At 72.9% G+C, this 23,828-nt stretch carries 23 protein-coding genes; 14 read left to right on the top strand and 9 right to left on the bottom strand.

Annotated features, from left to right (window positions below; all coding sequences use genetic code 11):
- Positions 1-190 precede the first annotated feature (190 nt).
- On the top strand, positions 191-319 hold the full coding sequence (locus tag ABZU32_RS13055) for a hypothetical protein (RefSeq protein ID WP_354921177.1): 129 nt from the start codon (positions 191-193) through the stop codon (positions 317-319).
- A gap of 532 nt (positions 320-851) precedes the next feature.
- On the top strand, positions 852-980 hold the full coding sequence (locus tag ABZU32_RS13050; RefSeq protein WP_354849000.1) for a hypothetical protein: 129 nt from the start codon (positions 852-854) through the stop codon (positions 978-980).
- 381 nt (positions 981-1,361) lie between these two features.
- Here the strand turns inward: ABZU32_RS13050 and ABZU32_RS13045 are convergent, their stop codons facing one another.
- Positions 1,362-1,670, bottom strand: coding sequence for a DUF5709 domain-containing protein (locus tag ABZU32_RS13045; protein ID WP_354848997.1), 309 nt, complete (start codon positions 1,668-1,670; stop codon positions 1,362-1,364).
- A gap of 154 nt (positions 1,671-1,824) precedes the next feature.
- On the bottom strand, positions 1,825-3,060 hold the full coding sequence (glgC, locus tag ABZU32_RS13040; protein WP_354921174.1) for a glucose-1-phosphate adenylyltransferase: 1,236 nt from the start codon (positions 3,058-3,060) through the stop codon (positions 1,825-1,827).
- Positions 3,061-3,128: 68 nt separating this feature from the next.
- On the opposite strand from glgC, the gene glgA reads away from it, so the two are divergent.
- Entirely contained in the window at positions 3,129-4,304 is a 1,176-nt protein-coding gene (glgA, locus tag ABZU32_RS13035) for a glycogen synthase (protein ID WP_354921171.1), read from the top strand.
- 37 nt (positions 4,305-4,341) lie between these two features.
- Here glgA and ABZU32_RS13030 read toward each other — a convergent pair whose 3' ends face one another.
- Positions 4,342-4,491: a hypothetical protein gene (locus ABZU32_RS13030; RefSeq protein ID WP_354921168.1), complete on the bottom strand. Its 150-nt coding sequence runs from the start codon at positions 4,489-4,491 to the stop codon at positions 4,342-4,344.
- A gap of 375 nt (positions 4,492-4,866) precedes the next feature.
- Here ABZU32_RS13030 and ABZU32_RS13025 point away from each other — a divergent pair, with 375 nt between their 5' ends.
- Complete coding sequence (locus tag ABZU32_RS13025) at positions 4,867-6,066, top strand: ROK family transcriptional regulator (RefSeq protein ID WP_354921165.1); 1,200 nt, start codon at positions 4,867-4,869, stop codon at positions 6,064-6,066.
- Between the two features lie 90 nt (positions 6,067-6,156).
- Here the strand turns inward: ABZU32_RS13025 and ABZU32_RS13020 are convergent, their stop codons facing one another.
- A complete protein-coding gene (locus ABZU32_RS13020; protein WP_354848987.1) occupies positions 6,157-6,828 on the bottom strand; it encodes a response regulator transcription factor in 672 nt (223 codons plus the stop codon).
- Positions 6,825-8,453, bottom strand: coding sequence for a histidine kinase (locus ABZU32_RS13015; protein ID WP_354921162.1), 1,629 nt, complete (start codon positions 8,451-8,453; stop codon positions 6,825-6,827). The genes ABZU32_RS13020 and ABZU32_RS13015 overlap by 4 nt, the downstream gene beginning before the upstream one ends.
- Positions 8,454-8,733: 280 nt before the next feature.
- Between ABZU32_RS13015 and ABZU32_RS13010 the strand changes: the two genes are divergently transcribed.
- From ABZU32_RS13010 to pgeF, 5 genes are all read left to right on the top strand, one after another.
- Positions 8,734-9,612, top strand: coding sequence for an ABC transporter ATP-binding protein (locus ABZU32_RS13010; RefSeq protein WP_354921159.1), 879 nt, complete (start codon positions 8,734-8,736; stop codon positions 9,610-9,612).
- Positions 9,609-10,676, top strand: a complete 1,068-nt coding sequence (locus ABZU32_RS13005; protein ID WP_354921156.1) for an ABC transporter permease — start codon at positions 9,609-9,611, stop codon at positions 10,674-10,676. Before ABZU32_RS13010 ends, ABZU32_RS13005 begins: the two co-directional genes overlap by 4 nt.
- Positions 10,673-12,091: a S41 family peptidase gene (locus ABZU32_RS13000; RefSeq protein ID WP_354921153.1), complete on the top strand. Its 1,419-nt coding sequence runs from the start codon at positions 10,673-10,675 to the stop codon at positions 12,089-12,091. The genes ABZU32_RS13005 and ABZU32_RS13000 overlap by 4 nt, the downstream gene beginning before the upstream one ends.
- Positions 12,092-12,105: 14 nt before the next feature.
- Complete coding sequence (locus ABZU32_RS12995; protein WP_354921150.1) at positions 12,106-13,284, top strand: alpha/beta hydrolase; 1,179 nt, start codon at positions 12,106-12,108, stop codon at positions 13,282-13,284.
- Between the two features lie 300 nt (positions 13,285-13,584).
- Positions 13,585-14,277 carry a peptidoglycan editing factor PgeF gene (gene pgeF / locus ABZU32_RS12990; protein WP_354921418.1) on the top strand — a complete coding sequence of 231 codons (693 nt, stop codon included), beginning with the start codon at positions 13,585-13,587 and terminating at the stop codon, positions 14,275-14,277.
- A gap of 59 nt (positions 14,278-14,336) precedes the next feature.
- Here pgeF and ABZU32_RS12985 read toward each other — a convergent pair whose 3' ends face one another.
- Positions 14,337-15,713 carry an acyltransferase family protein gene (locus ABZU32_RS12985; protein WP_354921147.1) on the bottom strand — a complete coding sequence of 459 codons (1,377 nt, stop codon included), beginning with the start codon at positions 15,711-15,713 and terminating at the stop codon, positions 14,337-14,339.
- A gap of 352 nt (positions 15,714-16,065) precedes the next feature.
- Here ABZU32_RS12985 and ABZU32_RS12980 point away from each other — a divergent pair, with 352 nt between their 5' ends.
- A complete protein-coding gene (locus tag ABZU32_RS12980) occupies positions 16,066-17,313 on the top strand; it encodes a sensor domain-containing protein (RefSeq protein WP_354921144.1) in 1,248 nt (415 codons plus the stop codon).
- A complete protein-coding gene (locus ABZU32_RS12975; protein ID WP_354848966.1) occupies positions 17,304-17,951 on the top strand; it encodes a response regulator transcription factor in 648 nt (215 codons plus the stop codon). The genes ABZU32_RS12980 and ABZU32_RS12975 overlap by 10 nt, the downstream gene beginning before the upstream one ends.
- Positions 17,952-18,002: 51 nt before the next feature.
- Here the strand turns inward: ABZU32_RS12975 and ABZU32_RS12970 are convergent, their stop codons facing one another.
- Positions 18,003-18,749: a GNAT family N-acetyltransferase gene (locus ABZU32_RS12970; protein ID WP_354848964.1), complete on the bottom strand. Its 747-nt coding sequence runs from the start codon at positions 18,747-18,749 to the stop codon at positions 18,003-18,005.
- A gap of 400 nt (positions 18,750-19,149) precedes the next feature.
- Between ABZU32_RS12970 and ABZU32_RS12965 the strand changes: the two genes are divergently transcribed.
- The gene (locus tag ABZU32_RS12965) at positions 19,150-19,788 is read left to right on the top strand and encodes a hypothetical protein (protein WP_354921142.1); all 639 of its coding nucleotides are present in this window, start codon (positions 19,150-19,152) and stop codon (positions 19,786-19,788) included.
- Entirely contained in the window at positions 19,785-21,272 is a 1,488-nt protein-coding gene (locus ABZU32_RS12960) for an NADH-ubiquinone oxidoreductase-F iron-sulfur binding region domain-containing protein (protein ID WP_354848958.1), read from the top strand. Before ABZU32_RS12965 ends, ABZU32_RS12960 begins: the two co-directional genes overlap by 4 nt.
- A gap of 74 nt (positions 21,273-21,346) precedes the next feature.
- On the opposite strand, the gene ABZU32_RS12955 is transcribed toward ABZU32_RS12960, so the two are convergent.
- Both ABZU32_RS12955 and ABZU32_RS12950 read right to left on the bottom strand, forming a co-directional pair.
- The gene (locus tag ABZU32_RS12955) at positions 21,347-22,345 is read right to left on the bottom strand and encodes a zf-HC2 domain-containing protein (RefSeq protein ID WP_354921139.1); all 999 of its coding nucleotides are present in this window, start codon (positions 22,343-22,345) and stop codon (positions 21,347-21,349) included.
- Positions 22,342-22,824 (bottom strand): sigma-70 family RNA polymerase sigma factor, encoded by a 483-nt coding sequence (locus ABZU32_RS12950; RefSeq protein WP_248963397.1) that lies wholly within the window; start codon positions 22,822-22,824, stop codon positions 22,342-22,344. The genes ABZU32_RS12955 and ABZU32_RS12950 overlap by 4 nt, the downstream gene beginning before the upstream one ends.
- Positions 22,825-23,077: 253 nt before the next feature.
- Between ABZU32_RS12950 and ABZU32_RS12945 the strand changes: the two genes are divergently transcribed.
- Positions 23,078-23,695 (top strand): DUF4142 domain-containing protein, encoded by a 618-nt coding sequence (locus tag ABZU32_RS12945; RefSeq protein WP_354848954.1) that lies wholly within the window; start codon positions 23,078-23,080, stop codon positions 23,693-23,695.
- The last annotated feature ends 133 nt before the right edge of the window (positions 23,696-23,828 follow it).

Below are 23,828 nucleotides of genomic sequence, written 5' to 3'. Positions count from 1 at the left end.
TAGCGCGGCCGGACGCCCGAATCGCACCGGATCTGGCAGATCGTCCGGGACCTGGCGGCGGAGAGGTGGCAGGAAACGGCCACGGGCGTGCAGCTTGCTGCCGCCGAATCGTCTGGTCCGGGGGGCTTGAATGCCGGAGAGTTGTTCGTGCAAGGACAAAACGAAAACACTCCGGAAAAGAGTAAATGAAATGACCTCAACCGCTTTCTCCGCCGCCGCCGCCACCCGTTCCGCCGGCACCACCTGGGACGCCGCCTCGCGCACCGCCGGCACCACGTGGGACGGTTACTCCCGCACCGCCGGAACCACCTGGGACTGACGATATATTCCGCCCGGATAACAGGCCCCGTCCGTTGATGTCCCGCTGAGAAAGCCTTTCCGACAGAAAAGACCGGCGGCACCGCCCGCCGACGGCACAGAGAAGAAACATCCCGCCGGTACGAACGGGCCACCGGTCCGCGACGACGGCGGGAGAACCAGAGAGAACCCGGCCGGCACCGGATATGGGAATTCCCCTCGGCCCGGCCGACCGGATGCGACGCCCGGCGACGCGAGCGGCTCCCCGCTCCGCCCCGCAGCCCGTGGCCCCGTCGTCCGAGACGCCTTCCCCTTCCCCGCACCACCCCTCCGCGCCAGCACGTTCCCTCGGCGCGCCCGCGTCCGGCCTCCTCGCCGGCGGCTCCCGCCAGGAGCGCCGGCGGCCCGGCCGGCACGCGCGCCGCCCGATGGCAGGAAGCGGTCACGGCCGTGCAGCTTGCTGCCGCCGAATCGTCTGGCCCGGGGGCCGTGAATGCCGGAGAGTTGTTCGTGCAAGGACGAAACGAAAAGCCCTCGAGAAAAGAGAGAACGAAATGACCTCCACCGCTTTCTCCGCCGCCACCGCCACCCGTTCCGCCGGCACCACCTGGGACGCCGCCTCGCGCACCGCCGGCACCACGTGGGACGGTTACTCCCGCACCGCCGGAACCACCTGGGACTGACCGGCGACCGAATTCACGACAGAAAGACGATCGCCCCGCCGAACGCCCCGAGAGAAAATGGCCGCGACCCGGCACCCAGAAAAGCCCCACCCGGCCGGTACCGCAGAATCACCGCCGGCGACCCGGCTCCACCGCCGTGAATGGAATGGCGGCCCGGGCGCAGATCGCACGATATAAGCCGAAAGATATGACGATGAGAAAGAGCCGTGAAGCGCACCGGCTCCCGCCGTCAGCCCCGTGACCGACGGGGCCGCCCTCCCGTCACAAGCCCCCTCGGGCCCCCGCGCCCCGTCGCAAGCCCCTCGCGCCCGCCGCAAGCCCCCTCGGCCCTCGAGCCCCGCGACAGCCCTCCTCGGGCCCCCTCGTCCCCGTAGCGGCCGCTCAGTCGCGTTCGATGTGCATGGCGCGTTCCTCGGCGGAGAAGTCGCCGTCGTCCGCGCCGACCTCCGAGGCGTACTCCTCGGACTCCTCGTCGGGGTGGGCGCCCTCGTCCGGCGCCACGAAGCGGTACTCCTCGCGCGGCACATGGGCGCGTTCGGGGGCCTCCTGCCACAACCGGCGCGAGATGCCGTCCCGGTCGGCCGGATCGTCGCCCACGATCTCGTGACCGATGGGGAGGTTGTCGGTCCACTCCTCGATCTCGGTCAGCTGCTCGTCGTCGCCCATGTCGTCGGGGCCGCGTCCGGTCATGTCTCTGCCCTACCCATGTGGTGCGATGGCCCGCTCACGCGCTGCCATGAAATCACTCGCCATAGGCAAGATATCTGGACACACCGGACGCCCCGCACGCCGCACCCCGGCCGTAGGCGACGCGCCCTCCCGTGTCCGGCGCACCGCGCGCCGATCAGCGCTCGACCACCTCGTTCTTGCCGATCACCACCACGCCCTCGCGCGTCACCGCGAAGCGGGAGCGGTCGAACTCCAGATCCAGGCCGATGCGGGCGCCGTCGGGGATGACCACGTTCTTGTCGATGATGGCCCGGCGGACGATCGCCCCCCGGCCGACCTTGACGCTCCCCATGAGCACCGAGTCCTCCACCAGGGAGTGGGAGTGCAGCACCACGCCCGGCGACAGGACCGAGCGCACGGCGGTGGCGCCTGAGACGATCACGCCCGGCGAGACCAGCGAGTCGATGGCGTGCCCGACGCGGTCGCCGTCGTTGTGGACGAACTTGGCCGGCGGCAGCGGGTCGTGCCCGGTGTAGATCGGCCAGCGGTCGTTGTAGAGGTTGAACACCGGGTGCACCGACACCAGGTCCATGTGCGCCTCGTAGTAGGCGTCCAGGGTCCCGACGTCCCGCCAGTAGCCGCGGTCGCGCTCGGTGGAGCCCGGGACGGCGTTGTGGGCGAAGTCGTAGACCTCGGCGCCGCCGGACTTGACGAACATGGGGATGATGTTGCCGCCCAGGTCGTGCTTGCTGCTCGGGTCGAGGGCGTCCTCCCTGAGCGCGTCGATCATCGCCTGGGTCTTGAAGACGTAGTTGCCCATGGAGGCGTAGACCTGGTCGGGGGCGTCCGGCAGGCCGATGGCGTCGGTGGGCTTCTCACGGAAGGCCACGATCCGGTGCCCGGCGGGGTCGGTCTCGATCACCCCGAACTGGTCGGCGAGCGCCAGTGGCTGGCGGATGGCGGCGACCGTGACGTCGGCGCCCGAGTCGATGTGCTGCTCCACCATCTGCCGCGGGTCCATGCGGTAGATGTGGTCGGCCCCGAAGACGATGCAGTGCTCGGGCAGCTCGTCGTAGATCAGGTTCAGGTTCTGGAACAGCGCGTCCGCCGAACCCGCGAACCAGCGGGGCCCGAGCCGCTGCTGTGCGGGCACGGGGGTGACGTAGTTGCCGAGCATCGTCGACATGCGCCAGGTGCGGGTGACGTGGCGGTCGAGGCTGTGGCTCTTGTACTGGGTCAGGACGACGATCTTGAGGTAGCCGCCGTTGGTCAGGTTCGACAGCACGAAGTCGACCAGCCGGTAGATCCCTCCGAAGGGCACCGCCGGCTTGGCCCGGTCGGCCGTGAGCGGCATCAGCCGCTTCCCCTCGCCACCGGCCAGCACGATCGCGAGGATTCTGGGCGTCGTCATAGCACCGACGTTACCCGGCTTTACCCAGCTAAATCCGACGAAACACCCTGGACCACTAAGGTTTACCCATGCGCGTCGATCTGCTGAGCCGTGAGTACCCGCCCGAGGTGTACGGCGGCGCCGGAGTCCATGTCGAATACCTCGCCAGAGAACTGCGGAGTCTGCTGGACGTGCGAGTGCGCTGCTTCGGCGCGCGTCGCGAGGAGGGCGGCGTCGACGCCTACGGCGTCCCCGGCGGCCTCGCGTCCGCCAACCCGGCCCTGCAGGTGCTCGGCGTGGACCTGGAGATGGCCGCCGCGTGCGAGGGCGCGGACGTCGTGCACAGCCACACCTGGTACGCCAACTTCGCCGGGCACGTCGCCAAGCTGCTGTACGGGGTGCCGCACGTGGTCACCACCCACAGCCTGGAGCCGCTGCGCCCGTGGAAGGCCGAGCAGCTCGGCGGCGGCTACGCCCTGTCCGGCTTCGCCGAGCGCACGGCGCTGCTGAACGCCGACGCGGTCATCGCGGTGTCGGAGGGCATGCGGCGCGACGTCCTCGCCTGCTACCCGGAGATCGCGCCCGAGCGGGTGACCGTCGTCCACAACGGCATCGACACCCAGGAGTACGCCCCCGACCACGGCACCGACGTCCTGCTCGCGCACGGCATCGACCCTGCCAGGCCCTACGTCGTCTTCGTCGGGCGCATCACCCGCCAGAAGGGGCTGGCCCACCTGCTGCGCGCCGCCCGCTCGCTGCCGCCGCAGGCCCAGCTCGTCCTGTGCGCCGGAGCCCCCGACACCCCCGAGATCGCCGCGGAGGTGACCGGGCTGGTCGAGGAACTGCGCGCGAGCAGGTCGGGCGTCGTGTGGATCTCCCAGATGCTCCCCAGGCCGCAGGTCATCCAGATCCTCACCCGCGCCGCCGTGTTCGTCTGCCCCTCGGTCTACGAGCCGATGGGCATCGTCAACCTGGAGGCCATGGCCTGCGAGACCGCCGTGGTGGCCACCGCGACCGGCGGCATCCCCGAGGTCGTCGCCGACGGCGAGACCGGCCTGCTCGTCCCCATCGAGCAGGGCGCCGACGGCGAGCCGCTCGACCCGGCCGCGTTCGCGGACGCCATCGCCGCCCGGGTGACCCGGCTCCTGGACGACCCGTCCCTCGCCGCCGCCATGGGCCAGGCCGGCCGCCGCCGCGCCGTCGACCACTTCAGCTGGCCCGCCATAGCCGCCCGCACCCAGGCCCTCTACCAATCCCTGAAATGACCCGCCTCCCGGTCCGCTCACCCGGACCGGGGCCGGCTCAGGTGAGCCCGGCTCGGTGCCCGAAAACGGTGCCTTCTGTGAGCAGGGCCGTCCGGCGCCGATCGACCGCCTCGGCTATGGCCTTCTTGAGCGCCTCACCGGCCATGTGCGAGGACGTGGCGGCGAGCTTGCCGAGGTGGGCCTCCATGAGGACGCGGACCCTGTCGTAGCCAAGGCGAGGTCGCCCGGTGTGCGGGCAGATGTGCTCGTGCCCGGGGCGGCGGGCGGGGACGGGGCGGCGCCGGCCAGGAACAGCGGGCCGCGGGTACGGGCGGGCCCATCGGGGTGGCCGTCCGGGAGCCGCAGCAGGCGGGGCAGGAGGCGGGCGGTGCCCGTGTCCCAGTAGACCCATTCGACATCGCCGCCCTTGGATCGCAGGGGGGCGCGGCGGTTGTCGAGGTCTTCGACGTTGAGGGAAAGGATCTCGGTCGCGACCGGTAGCGTCGGGGTTCATGAGCGATGAAGCGTCGGGGCCGCGCCGGTGGGTCCGGTACGTGATGCCGGTGATGGCACTACTAGTGCCGTGAAGGGCGACACTCCGCAGGAGGAAATCCGCAGACACCATCTCGGGGCGGTGCTGCGGCAGGTGCATCTGGCAGGGCCGATCTCGCGTGCGGCGCTGGCGAACCGGCTGGGCCTGAACCGCAGCACGATCCTGGCGCTGGCCACGCAGCTCACGGCTGCGGGTCTGGTGCGTGAGGAGGCTTCGGGTACGACGGGTCGGGCGGGTCGGCCGTCGCTGGTGGTGCGGCCTGAGAGCGGCCGGTGGTATGTGCTGGCTTTCGATGTGGCGGTGGATCGGCTGGTCGCCGCCAGGGTCGGGCTCGGCGGTCTGGTACTGGAGCGCAGGGAGGCGCCCCGGCGGCGAAGCAGGCATGCCGATCTCGACGAGGTGGTCGGTGTCCTGGCCGGGTTCGGCCGCGCGCTCGTGGACGCGGCGCCCCGGAGCGCGAGGTGCCTCGGGGTCGGCACGTCGTACTGCGGATTGGTCAGGGCCGCCGACGGGATGGTGCTCCTGGCTCCCAACGTGGGCTGGACCGACCTGGATTTCGTGCCCGCGCTCAGCCGGCGGCTGGGGCTGCCCGTGGCAGTCGGCAACGAAGCCCACCTGGGCGCGCTGGCCGAGCATGAACGCGGAGCGGGCATCGGCCACCAGAATCTTGTCTACCTGCATGGGGATGTCGGGGTGGGTGGTGGCATCATCGTGGGCGGCAGGCTGCTGGGCGGCGATGACGGCTACGGCGCCGAACTCGGGCACATGATCGTTAATCCCTTTGGCGGCCGTTCCTGCAACTGCGGTTCGCGCGGCTGCCTGGAGGCAGAAGTGGGTGAGGCGGCGCTGTTGGAGGCGTCCGGACGCACCAGCGGGCCGGGCGGGCGGGATGGCGTACGAGCCGTCGTGGAAGCGGCCGAGAACGGTGACGAGGCCGCCCGCAAGGCCTTGGACCGTGTCGGCGACTGGCTCGGGATCGGCGTGGTCAACCTGATCAACCTCTTCAATCCCGGAGTCGTCGTCTTCGGCGGCACACTCGGCGACATCTACCAGGGTGCGGCACCCCAGGTCCACGCGCGCGTGGCGGCTAGTGTCCTGCCCGTCTCCCGGGGGGTAGGGTTGCGCACCTCGATGCTGCGCGATGACGCCCCATTGGTCGGCGCGGCGGAACTCGCTTTCTCCCGCGTCCTGGCCGACCCGTTGGACGCACTCGCTTCCACAGCACCGTGAGCCTCGTCCGGTCCGCTTGCAGGCGGGCTGAGGCCTTCAAGAAGGTGCCGACCGCGGCCTCGCCCGCAAATGCATCGTCTTCCAGGTAGGTCAGGTGGGGTCGCCGGGGGAGATGAGGCCGGTTTCGTAGGCGACGACCACGGCCTGGACGCGGTCGCGCAGGCCCAGTTTGGACAGGACGCGGGCGACGTGGGTCTTCACCGTGGCCACGCTGAGGGTCAGCCGGTCGGCGAGTTCGGCGTTGCTGAGGCCGGTGGCGAGCAGGCGCAGCACGTCCAGTTCCCGGGGCGTCAGCTGGGAGAGGTCGCGGTGGAGGGCGGGCCGCACGGTGTCGCGGCGGGCGAAACGTTCGACCAGGCGGCGGGTGATGGTGGGCGCGAGCAGGGCGTCGCCGGAGCGCACGAGCCGCACCGCGGCCACCAGGTGCTCGGGGGTGACGTCCTTGAGCAGGAACCCGCTCGCTCCCGCGGCGAGCGCCGCGTACACGTAGTGGTCGAGGTCGTAGGTGGTCAGGATCAGTACGCGGGTGTCCTCGGCGCCGCCGGCGAGGATCCGCCGGGTGGCTTCCAGGCCGTCCATCCGCGGCATCCGGATGTCCATGAGCACGACGTCGGGCCTGGTGCGGCGGACCGCGGCGATGGCCTCGTCCCCGTCGGCGGCCTCGGCCGCCACCTCGATGCCGTCGGCGGCGAGGATCATGCGGAATCCGGTGCGCACCAGTGCCTGGTCGTCGGCGATGACGGCGCGCAGTCGGCCGGTCATGCGGTCCTCCAGGGGACGCGGGCCCTGATCGTGAACCCGCCCCCGGCCATGTGCCCGGCGTCCAGGGTCCCGCCGTAGACGGCGAGCCGCTCGCGCAGCCCGATCAGCCCCCTGCCGCCGCCGGTCCGCGGTCCGGCGGTCCGTGCTCCGCCGGTGTCGGTCACCTCGATCTCGAGCCAGTCGCCGTCATGGCCGATCGTCACGGCCGCGGCGGCGCCGGCCGCGTGCTTGATCGTGTTGGTGAGGGCCTCCTGGACGACGCGGTAGGCGGCCAGGTCGACGCCGGGCGGCAGCGGCCCGGGCGGCGACCCCGTGACGCGCACCGGCACTCCGGCGGCGCGGACGCGTTCCACCAGGGCGTCCAGCTGGTCGAGCCCCGGCTGCGGCGCGAGCCCGTCGGCGGGCCCGTCGAGGCGGTCGTCGCCTCCCGGGCCGGCGAGCAGGCCCATGAGATGGCGCAGCTCGGACATGGCGGCCCGGCCGCCCGACTCGATCGCGAGCAGAGCCTGCTTCGACTGTTCCGGCTCGGCGTCCATCACCTTGCGCGCCGCGCCCGCCTGGATCACCATCACGCTGACATTGTGGGTCACCACGTCGTGCAGCTCGGCGGCGATCCGGGACCGCTCCTCGGCGACGGCCCTGCGCATGGCCTCCGCCTGCGTCTGCCGCAGCTCGGCGAACCGGTGGTGGCTCGCTCCCAGCCGTCGCCGCCAGTAGCGGACGAAGCTCCCGACGACGCCGACGCTCAGCAGGACGACGAACGGTCCCATCCAGTTCGGCAGTTCGGGCGTGACGTCCCGGAAGGCGCCACCGGCGAGCCCCGCCGCGAGCACGAGGCCCCCCATCGCCAGGACCCGGTTGCGGCCGTGGGCGGCGGCGCCGTACGCGGCGACGGCGCAGGTCAGCACCGTGATCAGGGTGGCGTACGAGTGGGTGGCCTGCGCCGCGGCCAGCACCACCCAGAAGGTGAGTAGCGGGTAGCGGCGCCGCAGGGCCAGCGGTAACGCCGTCATCGCCACCAGGAACGCGGGCGGCCCGTCGGGCGGAGGATGGACGGTCGCGATGCCGGACCGGTGGCAGGAGAGTGGGGACGGGCCGTCGGGCGTGACGCGGGACCGGTGGCAGGAGAGTGGGGACGGGCCGTCGGGCGTGACGCCGGACGGCCGGCCGGAGAGTCGGGACGGATCGTCGGGCACCACGCCGCCCGACGGGCCGTCGGGCGCGACGCCATGAAAGAGGGGCCGGCCGGTCGCGGCATCGGGAGCCGCGGGGGCATCGGGAGCCGCGGGGGGATCGGGAGCCGCGGGGGGGTCGGGAGCGGCGGGGGGGTCGGGGGGATCGGGGGCCGCGGGGGGATCGGGGGCGGGCGGGTGGGCGCCGGCGGGTCCGAGCCGCAGGAGCTCGACCACTTGGGCCTGGTCCTCGCCGGAGCCGAGCACGGGATGACCCGCCGACGCGGCGACCGCGGCGACCGCCAGAAGGAGGGCGATCACCACGTCGGCGGCGAAGGCCGCGCGAGACGGCTTCGGGAGCCGCTCGCCACGCCGGTCCTGGTCGTCCTCGTCCAGCGGGCCGCCCGGGTCGAGCACCTGCCGCCACCACGGCGGTCGTTCACCGGTTTCCACCGGCACATTGTCACGCCTGCCCGTCCCCGCCGCATCGGCCGTCGTGACGGGGCTCCCGGTCCCGGGGAGTACATCGCAGGGATGACCCGGCGGCCCTTCGTTCTCGGGAGCTACGCGATCTCGGTACGGCGGCCGACGCGCTCTGGCATGGGTGGTCCCTAGTTTCGTTCCCGCCATCCCGCCGCGCCGTTCGGAGCCGGGGTCGCCGCCGGGGGCCGGCGAAGGCATCGAGGCCCTTTCACCATCATCCTTCCGACCACTCCTCAAGAGGGGACATAGCATGACCGCTGCCTTGGAGGCCCAGGCACTGGGCAGGAAGTACGGCAGGCGCTGGGCGCTGCGCGAGTGCACCATCGACATCCCGGCGGGCCACGTCGTGGGGCTGGTGGGCCCCAACGGAGCCGGTAAGACGACGCTGCTGAAACTGGCCGGCGGCCAGCTCGAACCGAGCACGGGCGGCATCGTCGTGCTCGGCGGCCGGCCCGGGGACACGCCCGAGCAGCTCGCCAAGGTCGGGTTCGTCGCCCAGGACACCCCCGTCTACGCGCGCCTGACCGTCGCCGACCACCTGCGGCTCGGGGCGCGGCTCAACCCCCGCTGGGACGGCGCCCTGGCACGGGAGCGCGTCGCTCGGCTGGGCCTCGTCCCGGGCCAGCGGGCGGGCAGGCTGTCGGGCGGTCAGCGCGCCCAGCTCGCCCTCACCCTGGGCCTGGCCAAGCGGCCCGAGCTGCTGATCCTGGACGAGCCGGTCGCCTCGCTCGACCCGCTGGCGCGCCGCGAGTTCCTGCAGGGGCTGACGGAGGCCGCCGCGGCGCACGGGCTGAGCGTGGTGCTCTCCTCCCACCTGGTCTCCGACCTGGAACGCGTCTGCGACTACCTGATCGTGCTCGTCGACTCCCGCGTCCGGCTGGCCGGGGAGGTCGAGCCGTTGCTGGCCGCCCATCGCCGGCTCACCGGCCCGCGCCGCGACCCCGGCGGGCACGTGGTCTCCGTCCGCCACACCGAGCGGGAGAGCACCTACGTGGTCCGCGCCGACGACGCCCGGATTCACGACCCCGGCTGGACGGTCTCCCAGCTCAGTCTGGAGGACCTGGTCCTGGCCTATATGGATCAGCGCACCGAGGCCGACGGTCCGGTCGCCCTGGAGGTGTGGCGATGATCTGGCTGACCTGGCGCCAGTTCCGCGGCTCGGCCACGATGATGGCCGCCGTACTCGTGGTCATCACCGCCGCCCTGGCCCTGACCGGCCCGAAACTGGCCTCCGACTACGCCGCCGGGATCGCCGCCTGCACCCCGGACAACACCTGCCTGGACTTCTTCGACCGGTTCTTCGGCGAGTACGACGCCCTCTTCCTGGCCCTCACGATGGTCGTGCTGATCCTGCCGGCGCTGGCCGGGCTGTTCTGGGGGGCGCCGCTGATCACCCGCGAGCTGGAGGCCGGCACCCACCTGCTGGTGTGGAACCAGAGCATCAGCCGCGGCCGGTGGCTGGCGGTCAAGCTCGGGCTCATGGGCCTTTCGGCCATGGCCGCCGCCTGCCTCTGCGGCCTGGTGGTGACCTGGTGGTCGGCCCCGTTGGACAAGTCGGCCGTCCCGGAGATGGCGCAGATGGCTCCCGTGGTGTTCGGCGCGCGCGGCATCGCCCCGATGGGATACGCGGCCTTCGCCTTCGTCCTGGGGGTGACCGTGGGCATGCTGGTGCGCCGCACGCTGCCCGCCATGGCCCTCACCCTGGCCGCCTTCGTCGCGATCCAGATAGCGATGCCGCTGCTGGTGCGCCCGCACCTGATGCCCCCCGTCGCCGGGACCTTCGAGCTCGGCCGGGAGAACGTGGACGGCTTCGGCGCCCCGAAGGGCGGATCCTTGCAGGTCTTCCTGAGGACGTCGGCCGTTCCCGGCCACGCGGGCGCCTGGGTCCTGTCCAGCGAGCTGGTGGATAAGACCGGACGCGTGATCTCCAGCGGAGACGGAGGCCCGGGACCGTCGACGACGGTCGCGCGGGGGGTCCCGGTCTCCACGACGACGGGACCCTGCTCGCCGCAGGGAGCGATGGCGGGAGGGTGCACGGCCGAGATCAACCGGCTGGGCTTCCGGCAGCGGGCGACCTACCATCCCCTCGAGCGCTTCTGGCCCTTCCAGTGGATCGAGACCGGGATCTACGCCCTGCTCACCCTCGGCCTCACGGGGTTCTGCTTCCGGTGGATCCGCAGGCGCGTGTCATGACATCCGTGAGGACCGCGGCGGCCGGGCTCGCCCTTCTCCTGGCGGCGGCCTGCACCGCCCCCGCGCCGCCGCGCCGCGAGGCGGGCACGGCGGCCGGCATGGTGTGCGCGCCGCCCCAGGGCCCGCCACAGGCGGAGACGGCCACCACGATCGACGTCGTCCGGCAGGCGTACTTCTGCATCCTCGGCAACTACTACGGCGGCGCCACGCTGGACGCCCGGTCGCTGCTGACCGCCGGATTCGCCGCCCTGACGCGGCAGCTCGACCGCGACGGACGCGATATGCCCGAGGCGGCCATGCCCGCGCTGACCGGTGACCGCCGGGCCGACTGGACCGCCTTCGAGGCCGCCTTCCGCACGATCACCGACCGGGCGCCCGGCCTGCGCGACAAGCTGGCCGCCGTCACCCTCCAGGCCATCGTGGCCGCCCTCGGCGACGACCACGCCCGCTGGACGCACCAGGACAGCCGGCCGCCCGGCTACTACGACGGCGACGGCTACGGCCTGGGTCTGGAGGCCAGCGTCGGCGGCCCGCAGGCGGACACCGAGCCGGGCACCGCCCTGGCCCCGCTGTTCGTCACCGCCGTGCCGGGCGGCGCGGCGCGGGCCGCCGGGCTGCGTCCCGGCGACCTCATCGAATCGATCGACGGCTCGGCGCCCTTCGTCGACGGCGAGGGCACGCGCGCCATCGCCGCCCTCTACCCCAGGTATCCGCAGGCGCGGCCGGTGCGGCTGGGGTTGCTGCGGCAGAGCACCGGCCGCCGCTGGAGCGTGACGCTCACGCCAGGCCTCTTCCCGCGGGACCCGGCCGCTCTGCGGGTGGTGCGGTCGAAGCGGCTGGACGACGACATCGCCTACGTGCGGATGACCGGCTTCGATCCCGACTCCGCGAACCGGGTGCTGCGGGAGATCACCAGGCTGCGCGCCGGCCGGACGCTGTCCGGCGTCGTGCTGGACCTGCGCGGCAACGGCGGCGGCAGCCCCCTGGAGGCGACCCGGCTGCTGAGCGCCTTCGTCCACGGCGCTGACACCGCCTACCAGTGCACCGCAGAGGGCACGTGCCAGGCCGCGCCGACCGACGACACCGTCGAACTGCTCCACCTGCCGCTGGTGGTGCTCACCGACCGCGGCTGCGCCTCGGCGTGCGAGCACTTCAGCTCCGCGGTCAAGGACCTGCGGCTCGGCCGGCTGGTCGGCACCAGAACCGCCGGCGTGATCTCCGGCCCGGCGCGGGGATACCTGCTCGCCGACAACACCATTCTGAGCTTCCCCGCCAAGCACCACCTGGGGCCCCGCCGCGAGGTCATCGACCGCATCGGCGTGCCGCCCGACCACTACGTGCCCCTGACCCCGAAGGACGCGGCCGCCGGACGCGACCCCGCCCTGGCCAAGGCCCTGACCCTGCTGCACACATGAGGATGGACCTCGCCATGAGACAGCTCCTGGCCCTCGCCGCGGGACTCGCCGTCCTGGCCACGTCCGCCTGCTCCGCGCCCGCGCCGCCCAGAGCCGACGCCCCGCGGGCCACGCCGTCCGGCCCCGCCGCCCTGCCCGCCCCCACCGGCCCCCATCCGGTGGGCACCACCGTCCTGCACCTGACCGACACCTCCCGCCCCGATCCCTGGGATCCCGACGCCGGCGCCAGAGAGCTCAAGGTCACCCTGTGGTACCCGGCCAAGCGGCGCGACGGGCCGCGCGCGCCCTACATGACGGCCAAGGAAGCAGAACTGCTCCTGAGGGGCTCGGGAATGTCGACCGCGCCGTACGATCTGCTGAGCAGGACGCGGACCAACGCCGTCCAGGACGCCGAACCCGAGGGGCGCGGGCTCCCGCTGGTGGTGCTCTCACCCGGCTTCACCAAGCCGATGAGCACCCTCACCTCCCTGGCCGAGGACCTCGCCGGCCGAGGCTATCTCGTGGCCGGCATCGACCACACCTACGAAAGCTACGTGACCACGCTGTCCGGCGGCCGGATCGCCGAATGCCTGGCCTGCGACAGCAACACCGACCCCGGTTTCGGCACGGGGGTGGTCCAGGGCCGGGCCGCCGACGTCTCCTTCGTCCTTGACCAGTTGACCTCCACGTGGCGGCACTCCGGCCTGATCGACCGCGGGAGGATCGCGATGGTCGGCCAGTCGATCGGCGGAGCCGCCGCCGTGGCGGCCATGGTGAAAGACCCGCGCGTACGCGCCGGAATCGACATGGACGGCACGAGCTACGCCCGGATCCCCAAGAGCGGCCTCTCCCGGCCGTTCATGTTCATGGGTTCGCGCGAGCACGTCCCGGGCGGCCGTGACACCTCCTGGGACCGTGACTGGAAGCTGCTGACCGGGTGGAAGCGCTGGCTCGTGCTGCCGGACGCCGAACACCAGTCCTTCACCGACATCCCGTTGCTGGCGGAGGTCATCGGCCTGCAACCTCTCCCCGGCATGCTGCCCGCCGCCCGTGGGGCGGAGCTCACCCGCACGTACGTGGCCGCCTTTCTCGACCAGCACCTGAAGTCGCAGCGCCGGCCCCTCCTCGACAAAGCGTCCTCGCGCTATCCCGAGGTCACGTTCCGCGCGTCCTCCATCCCACGGCCGTCGCCGCGGCGGCATGCCCGGCCTTGACGCCCGGGCGGGGTGGTCACCGGTGGAAGACGCCGAGCATCAGGCAGACCAGGAGCAGGACCCCGCCGGCGATGAGCAGGGCGATGGGCAGTGAAGGGACATCCACGTCGTCGGCTCCCGGTCGTAGTGCGGTCCGTCCCCGGCGCACCGGCGCCGGGCAGATGCAAAGGTAGATCAGCGCCGCCCGCCAGGTGGGTGAAACGGAACAGAACCATGATCGCGGGGGTGTTCCCGGGCGCAGGCCGGTCGATCGAAGGCACTGAGTAAGCTGGCGTGGTGCTTGCGATCGACCGGGTGCGGATGGCGTTCACCGACCGTCACGGGGGCGTCAGCGCCAGGCCGTACGACACCAGGAACCTCGGCGGCGCGGTCGGCGACGATCCGTCGGCGGTGGCGCGCAACCGCGCCCTGACCGCCGGGGAGTTCGGCCTCGACCCGGGCGCCGTGGTGTTCATGCGGCAGGTCCACAGCCCGGACGTCGCCTACGTGACCGAGCCGTTCGCGCAGCAGCCGCCCGCCCTGGACGGCGTCTGCACCGACCGCCCCGGTCTCGGCCTGGCCGTGCTGGTCGCCGACTGCGCGCCGGTTCTGCTCGCCGACCCGGCGCGCGGCCTGGTCGGCGCGGCCCACTCGGGACGGGCCGGCACGGTCGCCGGGGTGGTGCCGGCGCTGGTCGCCGCGATGCGCGCCCGCGGCGCCGGCGACCTGGTCGCCCTGGTCGGCCCGATGGCGTGCGGCGCCTGCTACGAGGTGCCGGGGGAGATGCGCGCCGAGGTGGCGGAGGAACTGCCGGAGGCCTGGTCGGTCACCCGCGAGGGCACCCCGGCGCTGGACCTGCGCGCCGGCATCGCCGCCCAGCTCAAGCGGGCCGGCGTCGCCGACGTCCGGCACGACGCCCGCTGCACCATCGAGACCGGCGACCTGTACTCCTACCGCAGAGAGCACATCACCGGCCGATTCGCCGGCTACGTATGGCTGACCCCCGCCCCCTGACCCCCCACCCGCCACGGCGAGTGGTACCAGAAAACGGTGCCGTCCGCGTCTCGGGCGCCTCAGCGGCGCGCGGCGGCGGCGTGGACGGTGGTTGACGGCACGGTTCGCCGGGAGCGCAGGGCGGACGGCGGCATGAGCAGGGCGAGACCGCCGGTGAGGGCGCAGGCGCCGAGCATCGGAAGGGGGCCGGGGACGAAGCCGGCCGCCGTCAGGACGAGCAGCCCGCCGCCGCACAGCGCCGCCGCCCAGACCGGGCGCGCCCATCCGGTCGTCCGGAACGCCATGGCCGGTGGCTCCTCGAAGCGGGCGAACAGGGCGAGCAGCGGGCGCAGGACGAGCAGCAGCGCGCCCAGCCACAGCGGCCACCCGGCCAGCCAGGCGGGGCCGCCCGGGGCGGGGGTGGCCAGGCCGAGCCCGACGACGCTCACGCCCGCGACCACGAACAGCGCGCTCATGTGCCACAGGTACACCGTCATCATTCGCGGGCCCGCCCACGCCATGGCGCGCGCGACGGCGGGACGGGACGCCAGCCGCACCAGGCGGGGGCGCAGCAGCATCGCCAGGCCGATCTGGCCGAAGGCCACGGCGAGCAGCGCGGCGGTCGGCGGCGCCATGTTCGAGCTCGCCGCGCCGGGCAGGCCGATCATGCTGCCGGGGTAGGGGCCGAAGGCCACCAGCGCCGCCGCCGCGCCGAAGCCGCCCGCCGCCATCAGGCGCGCCCCGGCCAGCCGCCCGCTCGCGTACAGGAAGCCGAGCTGGTGCACCGCGAGCCACACCAGGCCGATGTTGAGGTACCCGGCCGGCTCCCAGCAGGTGAAGCGCACCACGTCCACCGCGACCGCCGCCACGGCCAGGGCGGCGGGCGCCCGCCACCCGTGCCGCTCGCCCAGGCGCAGCAGCGCCGGGGTCAGCACGACGGCGACCAGGTAGATCGCGAGGAACCAGAGCAGCTGACCGGCCAGGCGCGCGGCCGTCTCCACCGGCTGCGCCGGCAGGCCGAGGGCGAGCAGCAGGTGGGGGAGCGGGATCCACACGGCCGCCAGCGGCAGCACCGGCCAGGCCAGGCGGCGCACCCGCCCGGCCAGCCACAGCGGGCCGGCGAGCCCCCGGGCCCGGTGCGCGCGGTGGCTGATCGCGTTGGCGGCCCCTCCGGCGAAGAACACCAGCGGCATCACCTGGGACAGCCAGGTGATCACGAAGGCGCCCGGGGCGGCGAAGGCGTTGCCGGTCGCGATGCGGCCGTGGTCGTAGGACAGGACCGGGATGCTCCAGTGCTCCAGCATCACCACGGCGATGCCGAACAGGCGCAGCAGGTCGATGAACACGTCCCGGCCCGGGCGGCCTTGGCGCGGGGGAGCGGCGGCCGGGCGGACGGCGCCGCCGCCGGTCACCTGGACCGCAGGGAGGGCCGGTGGTCTGTCGAGTAGCGCGGGCACGGCGCACCTCATAACTGTCTGTCGGCGTGGCTGCGGGCGACCGGGACGGCCCGCGAGCCGCCACGGCCGTCAGGTGAGCCGCGGGCCGGGACCGTGGATCCCCATGGGGGAGGCCGCCCGGATCCTCGGGTGCTGAGGACCGGCCGGCCGGGAGCCGGAGGTTCGGCCGGGGCGGGAGCTTCCGGCGGGTTTCAGTGAGTTGAGCCTGTCGCGGCGCAGGGGCAGGCGCAGTGACGCGGACCGGTGTTTTCACGGCCGGGAACGCCACCAAGGACGGTAGGGCCAGCCCTACCAACGGGACGCCTGCCAACGGGCTGCACCGGGGAGGGCCGTGACTCGTACCTTGGTGGCCATGGGATTCCTCCTCAGGCGGCTCGGCGCCGACACCCGCTACACCCTGCTCGGGCTGCCTCTGGGCGTCGTGAGCTTCGCCATCCTGATCGCCGGGCTCTCGGCGGGCGGCGGGAGCATCCCGGCGCTGGTAGGCCTGCCGATCCTCGCCGTGACCCTGCTGGTGGCCCGCGGGTTCGCCGACGTCGAGCGGCGAATGCTGCCCGAGATCCTCGCCCGCCCGGTCGCCCGCCCTCGCTACCCCCGCGCCCCTCAGGGCGCCGGATGGGTGCGCCGGATGCTGCACCCGCTGACCAGCGGCCAGTCGTGGCTGGACCTGCTGCACGGCATCCTGGTGTTCCCGATCGCGATCGCCACCTTCGTGGTGACCGTGGTGTGGTGGGCGGTGGCGGTCAGCAGCGTGCTCTACCCCCTCTACGGGTGGATCACCGGCAGGATCCCCGGCAACAAGGAGCTGCCCGAGTTGCTCGGACTGGGCGACGGCTACCTGGTCAACAGCGCGTTCTACCTGTCCGTGGGCGCGGTGTTCTGCCTCACCCTGCCGGGCGTCATACGTGGGTCCGCCCTGCTGCGGGCGGGCATCGGCCGCGCCCTGCTGACCGGCGTGGCCGAGCTGCACGAGCGCATCGACGATCTCACCGAGGGCCGGGCCGCCGCGGTGTCGGCCGAGGCCGGCGCGCTGCGTCGGCTGGAGCGCGACATCCACGACGGGCCGCAGCAGCGCCTGGTGTACCTGGCGATGGAGCTGTCGCGGGCCCAGCGCCAGCTGCACAAGGACCCGCAGGCCGCGCACGCGACGCTCGCGGAGGCCATCACGGCGACCCGCGAGACGCTGGACGAGCTGCGGGCGCTGTCGCGCGGCATCGCCCCGCCGATCCTGAGCGACCGCGGCCTCGCCCCCGCGCTCGCCGCCCTCGCGGGCCGCTGCACCGTCCCGGTCGAGCTGGACGTGCAGGTCGTCGAGCGGTACACCGCCGTGGTGGAGAACACCGTGTACTACGTGGCGGCCGAGGCGCTCACCAACATCGCCAAGCACAGCCGGGCCCAGATGTGCACGCTGTCGTTGAACCGCACCGGTGACGCGCTGCTGCTGTCGATCGGCGATGATGGGGTCGGCGGCGCCCATGTCGCCAAGGGGCACGGGCTGGCCGGGCTGGCCGACCGGCTGCGCGCGGTGGACGGCGAGCTGGTCGTGCAGTCCCCGGCCGGCGGCCCCACACTGATCGTCGCGGAGGTGCCGTGCGGGTAGTCGTGGCCGACGACGCCGTCCTCATCCGGTCCGGCCTGGTACGGCTGCTGGAGGAGTTCGGCTGCCAGGTGGTCGCCGAGGCGGGCGACGGCGACGGGCTGGTGCGGGCCGTCGCCGAACACCGTCCGGACGTGTCGGTGGTGGACGTGCGGATGCCGCCGGACTTCACCGACGAGGGCCTGCGCGCCGCGGTCAAGGCCCGCCGCCAGGTGCCGGGCTCGCCGGTGATGATCCTCTCGCAGTACGTCGAGGTGTCCTACGCCGACGACCTGCTCGCCGACGCCCGCGGAGCGGTCGGCTACCTGCTGAAGGACCGCGTGGCCGACGTCGAGGAGTTCATGGACGGGCTGCGCCGGGTGGCCGCGGGCGGGACGGTCTTCGACCCCCAGGTGGTGGCCCAGCTCATGGTGCGCCGCCGCCGTGACGACCCGCTGGCCTCGCTGACCCCGCGAGAGCGTGAGGTGCTGGGCCTGATGGCCGAGGGAAGGTCCAACCCGGCCATCGGCCGCCTGATGGTGATCACCGACGGGGCGGTGGAGAAGCACGTGCGCAGCATCTTCAACAAGCTCGGCCTGCTCGCCGACGACGGCGACCAGCACCGCCGGGTGCTCGCCGTCCTGGCCTTCCTGCGCTCCTGACGGCCGGCGCTCCGCGCTCGCCGGGCCCGCCCGGGAGGCGGGACGCGGCGGTCAGCCGGGGACGATCACGGTGATCGAGGAGGAGATGAGGCGGAAGCCGAGGCGTTCGTACAGGCGCCGCGCCGGGTTGCCGTCGGTGACCGCCAGCCCGAGGGCGGCGAGTCCGTGCAGGGTCGCCAGCGCCAGCGCGCGGCGCAGCATCACGGCGCCGAGCCCCGCGAACGGCGGGCGGGGGTCGCGGAAGACGTCCAGCACCCATGGCCCGCCGAACGGGGGCTCTCCGCGCAGCCGGCCGACCATGACGCCGGCCACCACCCGCTGGTCGTGCAGCAGCAGTCCGCCGCAGGGGAGCAGCGGGCCGTAGGAGGCGCCGGAGAGCAGTGGCGTGAGAGCCCGGCGCAGGACGGTGGCGTCGTCGCCGTGGTCGCGGTCGGGATGGCCGGGCGGGTAGGCCGCGCGCCAGGCCGGGAAGACCTCGGCCGGCGGCACCGCCTCGCAGGCGACGACCCCGTGGCCCGTCTCGGCCCAGCCGGGCGGGGCGGGGTCGGCGCGCAGGTCACGGGACAGGACGTGGGCGTGGCGCAGTGGCCGTCCGCCGGCCTCGATCAGCAGCCGGCCGAGCTTCTCGTCGCCGGAGACCACCCAGCCGGGCATATCGCGGAGGATGAGGTCGAGCGCGCCCGGTCCGAGCACCTCCACCAGGTCGGCGTACGGACGTCCGGCGCGGGTGCCCTCGACGTAGCTGAGCACCGGACGGCCGCCGGCGTCGGCGATCGTGCGGCGGCTGAGAGTCTCCACGTGGTCAAACGTTAGAGCGGAGCGCCCTCACCGGCCACCGATTTACGCCGTGATACGGCGCGTCGTCCGTTATTCGCCCAGTTCGGCGGGGGTATTGACGCGCCGGTGGTTGACGATTCAAGCACGCCGAATTTCTGTAACGTTCTGGTACCAAGGGGACTCTAGAGGCGCTAGTGTGATCGCGCGCGCAAATGTCCCGATGATCCCGGTAGGCACCCAGCCCCACGTTGTCCGGTTTGTGCCGGTACCGCGTTATCTGGCGGAGGACGGGATGAAAGAAACGCGACATCGACGAGCCCCGCAACGGTCTCGATCACGGGCCCCAATCGTGGTCGGGCTGTTCACGTCAACGTCGCTTCTGGCGGGTACCGCTCTGCTCGGAGCATCGGTCCTCGCCTCTGTGCAGGCTTTTCTGATCTTCTACTCGGGGGTGTTCGCTCTCCTTGGACTGACTGGAACGGTGGCCGTCGGACTGGCCGCCACCGATCGGATGATCCTCGCGGTACGTCACCGCGTCTTCATGCAGGATCTGCACCGTGCGTTCGCCGTCTTCGCCGTCGGCTTCCTCATCACGCACGTCATCCTGCAGATAATGAGGGGCCGCGTGATCCCCGCGGACGCCTTCCTGCCCTTCAGCGGGTCGGGTTTCGCGGTCGGCCTCGGCACCGCCGCCGCCGACCTGATGATCCTGGTCGCCGCCACCGGCGCCTTCCGAGGCAGCTTCGTCGGCATCCGCTGGCCGTGGCTGTGGCGTGCCATGCACGTGACGGCCTACCTGTCCTGGCCCGTCGCCATCGTGCACGGGCTCACGGCCGGGCGGCCCGCCGCCGACTGGGTGACCATGAGCTACGTGGTCTCGCTGGCCGTGGTCGGGCTCGCGCTGCTGGTGCGGATGGTCGTGACCGTCGGTCCCAAGGACGGCGGCGGCCCGAAGGCCATGCGCGCGGGCAACGCCGGGCGCAAGGCCGAGCAGATCCGCGTCGACGACGTCTTCGACGAGGAGTTCTGGGTCACACTGCGAAAGGAGGTACGGCGATGACCACGTACGGGGTTCCCGACGTGTTCAGGATTGGGCCGGGTCGCCTCACCGCCGGCCTCGACAGCTCGCCCCGGCTGGACTACGACACCCACCGGCGCGTGCACGGCCGCATGCCGCGGCTGCCGATCGACGACCTGATCGCCCTCGCCGAGCTCGGCGACCTGCGTGGACGCGGGGGAGCGGGCTTCCCGTTCGCCCGCAAGCTCAGGGCCGTCATCGACTCGGCGGGCCGGCGCGGCGCCCCCATCACGGTGGTCGTGAACGCCACCGAGGGCGAGCCCGCCGCGCACAAGGACAAGGTGCTGCTCACCCGGGCCCCGCACCTGATCCTCGACGGCGCCGACCTGGTGGCGAGGGCCCTGTCGGCCGTGGAGATCGTCGTGGGCGTGGCCCACGGCGGTCCGGGCGAGCGCTCGCTGCTCAACGCCATCCACGAGCGCGGCATGACCGACACCGTCCGGGTGGTGCGCATGCCCGACCGGTTCATCTCCGGTGAGGGCGGCGCGCTCGTGCGCGGCATCAACGGCGAGCGGCCCATCCCGCCCGGACGCAAGGTGCGCTCCAGCGACAGCGGCGTGGGCGGCATGCCCACCATGCTGTCCAACGCCGAGACCTACGCCCAGCTCGCCCTGATGGCCATGCTCGGCGTCGACATGTACTCCTCGGTCGGCCTGGCGTCGGAGCCGGGAACGGTGCTGCTCAGCGTCACCGGGTCGGCCCGCAGACCGGCCGTCGTGGAGACGCCGACCGGGGTGCGGCTGCGGGAGGTGCTGGACCTGTGCGACGCCACCGTCGGGCAGGGAGTGCTGCTCGGCGGCTACCACGGCAAGTGGATGAGCCCCGAGGCCGTCGAGCGCGCCGAGGTGTCGCGCGCCGGCTTCGAGGCGCTCGGCGGGGCGCTGGGCGCCGGCATCGTCGTGCCGCTCGGCTGGGAGTCCTGCCCGCTAGGAGAGTCCGCGAGGGTCGCCCGCTACATGGCCGGCCAGAGCGCCGGGCAGTGCGGCCCCTGCTACATGGGGCTGCCCGACCTGGCGCAGGCGTTCGGCGCGCTCGCGGAGGGCAACGGCCACATCGAGGCCGTCCAGCGCGCCGCGGCGACGATGAAGGGCCGGGGCGCCTGCGGGCACCCCGACGGCACCGCGCGGTTCCTGCTCTCGGCGATCGACGTGTTCGCCGAGGATGTCATGACCCACGCGGCGTACGGCACCTGCGGGCTGCCGGTGAAGGGCGTGCTGCCGCTGCCGGCCGAGGCCTCGGCCCGCGCCTCGGAGGCCCAGCTCATCCTCGACTGGTCCCGGTGCGAGGGCCACGGGCTGTGCTCCTACGTCGTGCCCGAGCTGATCCGCCTGGACCAGCACGGCTACCCGGTCGTCAGCACGGCCTCGGTGCCGCCCAACCTGGAGGGGGAGGCGCGCAGGGCCATCGAGATGTGCCCCGCGCTCGCCCTGCGGCTCAACGCCGCGCCGACCGAGAGCAGGCGATAGTCGATAACGCCCCCCGCCCCGTCCCCCTCGTACGCCCCCTCTGGCGTCCCCGTCGCCCCTGGCCTCCGCGCCGCTCAGGCGACGGGGATCTCCAGCAGGCGGACCCCGTCGTCCCTGCGCACCTCGAAGCGGACGATGTCCTTCCTGGCCAGCGCCGTGCCGCCGGTCAGGCGCAGCGGCTCGGGGAACCCCGGCACGCCGTACCCCGACCCGGGGGCGACCCGCCAGCCGGACACCACGTCGGTGTCGCCGGAGCGCCCGACGGCCACCAGGCTGCACCGCTCGGGCCCGCGCACGCCGCTGAGCCGGAAGGCCACCTCGGTGCCCCACCCCTTGGGGACCAGGCCGACCGAGCCGCTGACCCCGGTGTCGGGGCTGGTGCCCTCCTTGACCTCCGGCGAGGAGGAGCCCTCGGGCGTGGAGGCGGCGACCGTCGTGCCGGGCGAGGGCCACAGCACGTGCGAGGCCGTCGCGCCGGTCACCCCGACGACCAGGGCGGCCGCGACGCCGAGCAGCAGGGCGCGGCGACGTCGGACGCGGGACTCGGCCAGCTCCTCGCGGGACCTGGCGTGAGAGGCGGGAGCGGCGTGCCGGCGGCCAGAAGTGGAGCGACGCCGTCGCCCGGGTGACCACAGGTCCTGCACCACGCCGTCGGGCGAGGGACCGGCGCCGGCGCGTGGCGCGCCGTTCAGGCCGGGCGGCGCCGTGCCGTTGAGCGGGGCGCCGTTGAGCGCGGGCGGTCCCGCGCCGTTCAGGCGCGGCCCCCCGGGAGCGGCGTCGTCGAGGCCGCCGAACAGGGCGCCGTTCAGGCCGGGCGGCTGCGCGCGGTCGGCGCCGAAGACCGGGCCGGCGCCGTTCACCGAGCCCCGGACCGCGCCGTCCGTCGTCCCCTTCATGCCGCGCTTGATCACATCCAGCGCGTCGGGCAGCTCGAACATGTCCCGCAGCTCCTCCTGGCAGCTGGGGCAGTCGGGCAGGTGGCGATCGAACGCCTCGGAGTCCTCCTTGTTGAGGATCCCGAGGATGTAGGCCGCCACCTCGACGTGAGGGGGTGAATCCATCAGACCGGTCACCCCCTCTCCTTCATCGTCTTCTGGAGGGCGCGAAGCGCGTAGTACACCCGGGACTTGACCGTCCCCGGCGGAACTCCCAGCACTTCTGCCGCTTCATTGATCGTACGGTCGTGGAGGTAGGTCTGCACGAGCGCCTCCCGGTGTTCCTCCGAGAGGCTGTACAGGGCCTCCGATACCACCATCGCCGACAGCATCGGCTCGGAGCCGTCGGGGATGGCGACGCTGTCGAGGCGGTCAGGTTCGACCTCCTGCGGGCGTACCGAGCGCTGGCGATGCGCGTCGATGACGATCCTGCGGGCGACGGTCATGAGCCAGGCCCAGAGCAGGCCGGGCTCCCTGTTGAGTTTCCCGGCGTTCCGCCACGCGCGGAAGACCGTCTCTTGGACGACATCCTCTGCCCATTGCTGGTCGCCTCCAGTCAATCTGCGCACATTGCGGAGGAGGGGGCCGCCGAACTCGCGGTAGAGCGTTGTGACCAGTTGCTCTTCGGAGTCGTCGTGCGCCTCCTCCGGTCGGGACCGGACGCTGCGATGACGCTGCACAGGCACATGGTGGCAGCGGATCATCCGTCGCGTGAGGAAATTTGGCAACTTCCGTAAAAATCCGAAAATCCCGTCACAACGCATGAACCGATGACGGGACGGGGCCGTACCTCCCCCTGACAGCGCGCCCGAGGGATCACGGGACACGAAAGGGAGAGAGAACCAGGTGAACCGGCTTCAACTCAGGTCGATGCGACTCGTCGAGGTTCTCGCCGCGCTCGCGTTCCTGGTCATCGCCACCATCGCGGTGTTCGCCATCGCGCCGAACGCCATCCTGTCGGCCAGCGGCGCCTCGCCCGGCGACTGGGTCGAGACCGAGTCGGGCCCCCTCGGGCCCGCCGACCGCGACTTCCTGGTCAAGGTGCGCCAGGCCGGGCTCTGGGAGATCCCGACCGGCCAGCAGGCGCAGGACCGCGCCGCGAGTTCCCGGGTCAAGGAGGTCGGCCTGCAACTCGCCGCCGACCACACCAAGCTCGACGAGCAGGTGCGCGCCCTGGCCGCCAAGCTGAACGTCGCGCTGCCCAGCACGCCCAACGCCGACCAGCAGGGGTGGATGGCCGAGCTGTCAGGCCTGAACGGCGCCGCCTACGACAAGGTGTTCGCCGACCGGCTCCGCGGCGCCCACGGAAAGGTCTTCCAGGTCGTCTCCGTGGTGCGCGCGGGCACGAAGAACTCCGAGATCCGGGCGTTCGCGCAGGTCGCGGTCGATGTGGTGATGAAGCACATGACGCTGCTCGAGAGCACCGGCAAGGTGGACTTCGCCGCCCTGCCGACGCCCCCGCCCCCCTCCCCTAACCCCTCCAAATAGGGGACGGAGGCGACAGCGGTCGCGGCTTCGGCCACCGCGCGACCGCGACCCGGCGCCCCGCCGGGCTCCGGAGCCGGCGGCCGATCGGCGGGGGATCCACCTCCCCCTACGCCGATCGGCCGCCTCGGGGTTT

The organism is Sphaerisporangium sp. NPDC005288, from assembly GCF_040607475.1.
GTDB classification, from domain to species: Bacteria; Actinomycetota; Actinomycetes; order Streptosporangiales; family Streptosporangiaceae; genus Sphaerisporangium; species Sphaerisporangium rhizosphaerae.
Note: the sequence above shows the minus strand (reverse complement) of the source record. Positions and strands in the feature narration are given on the sequence as shown.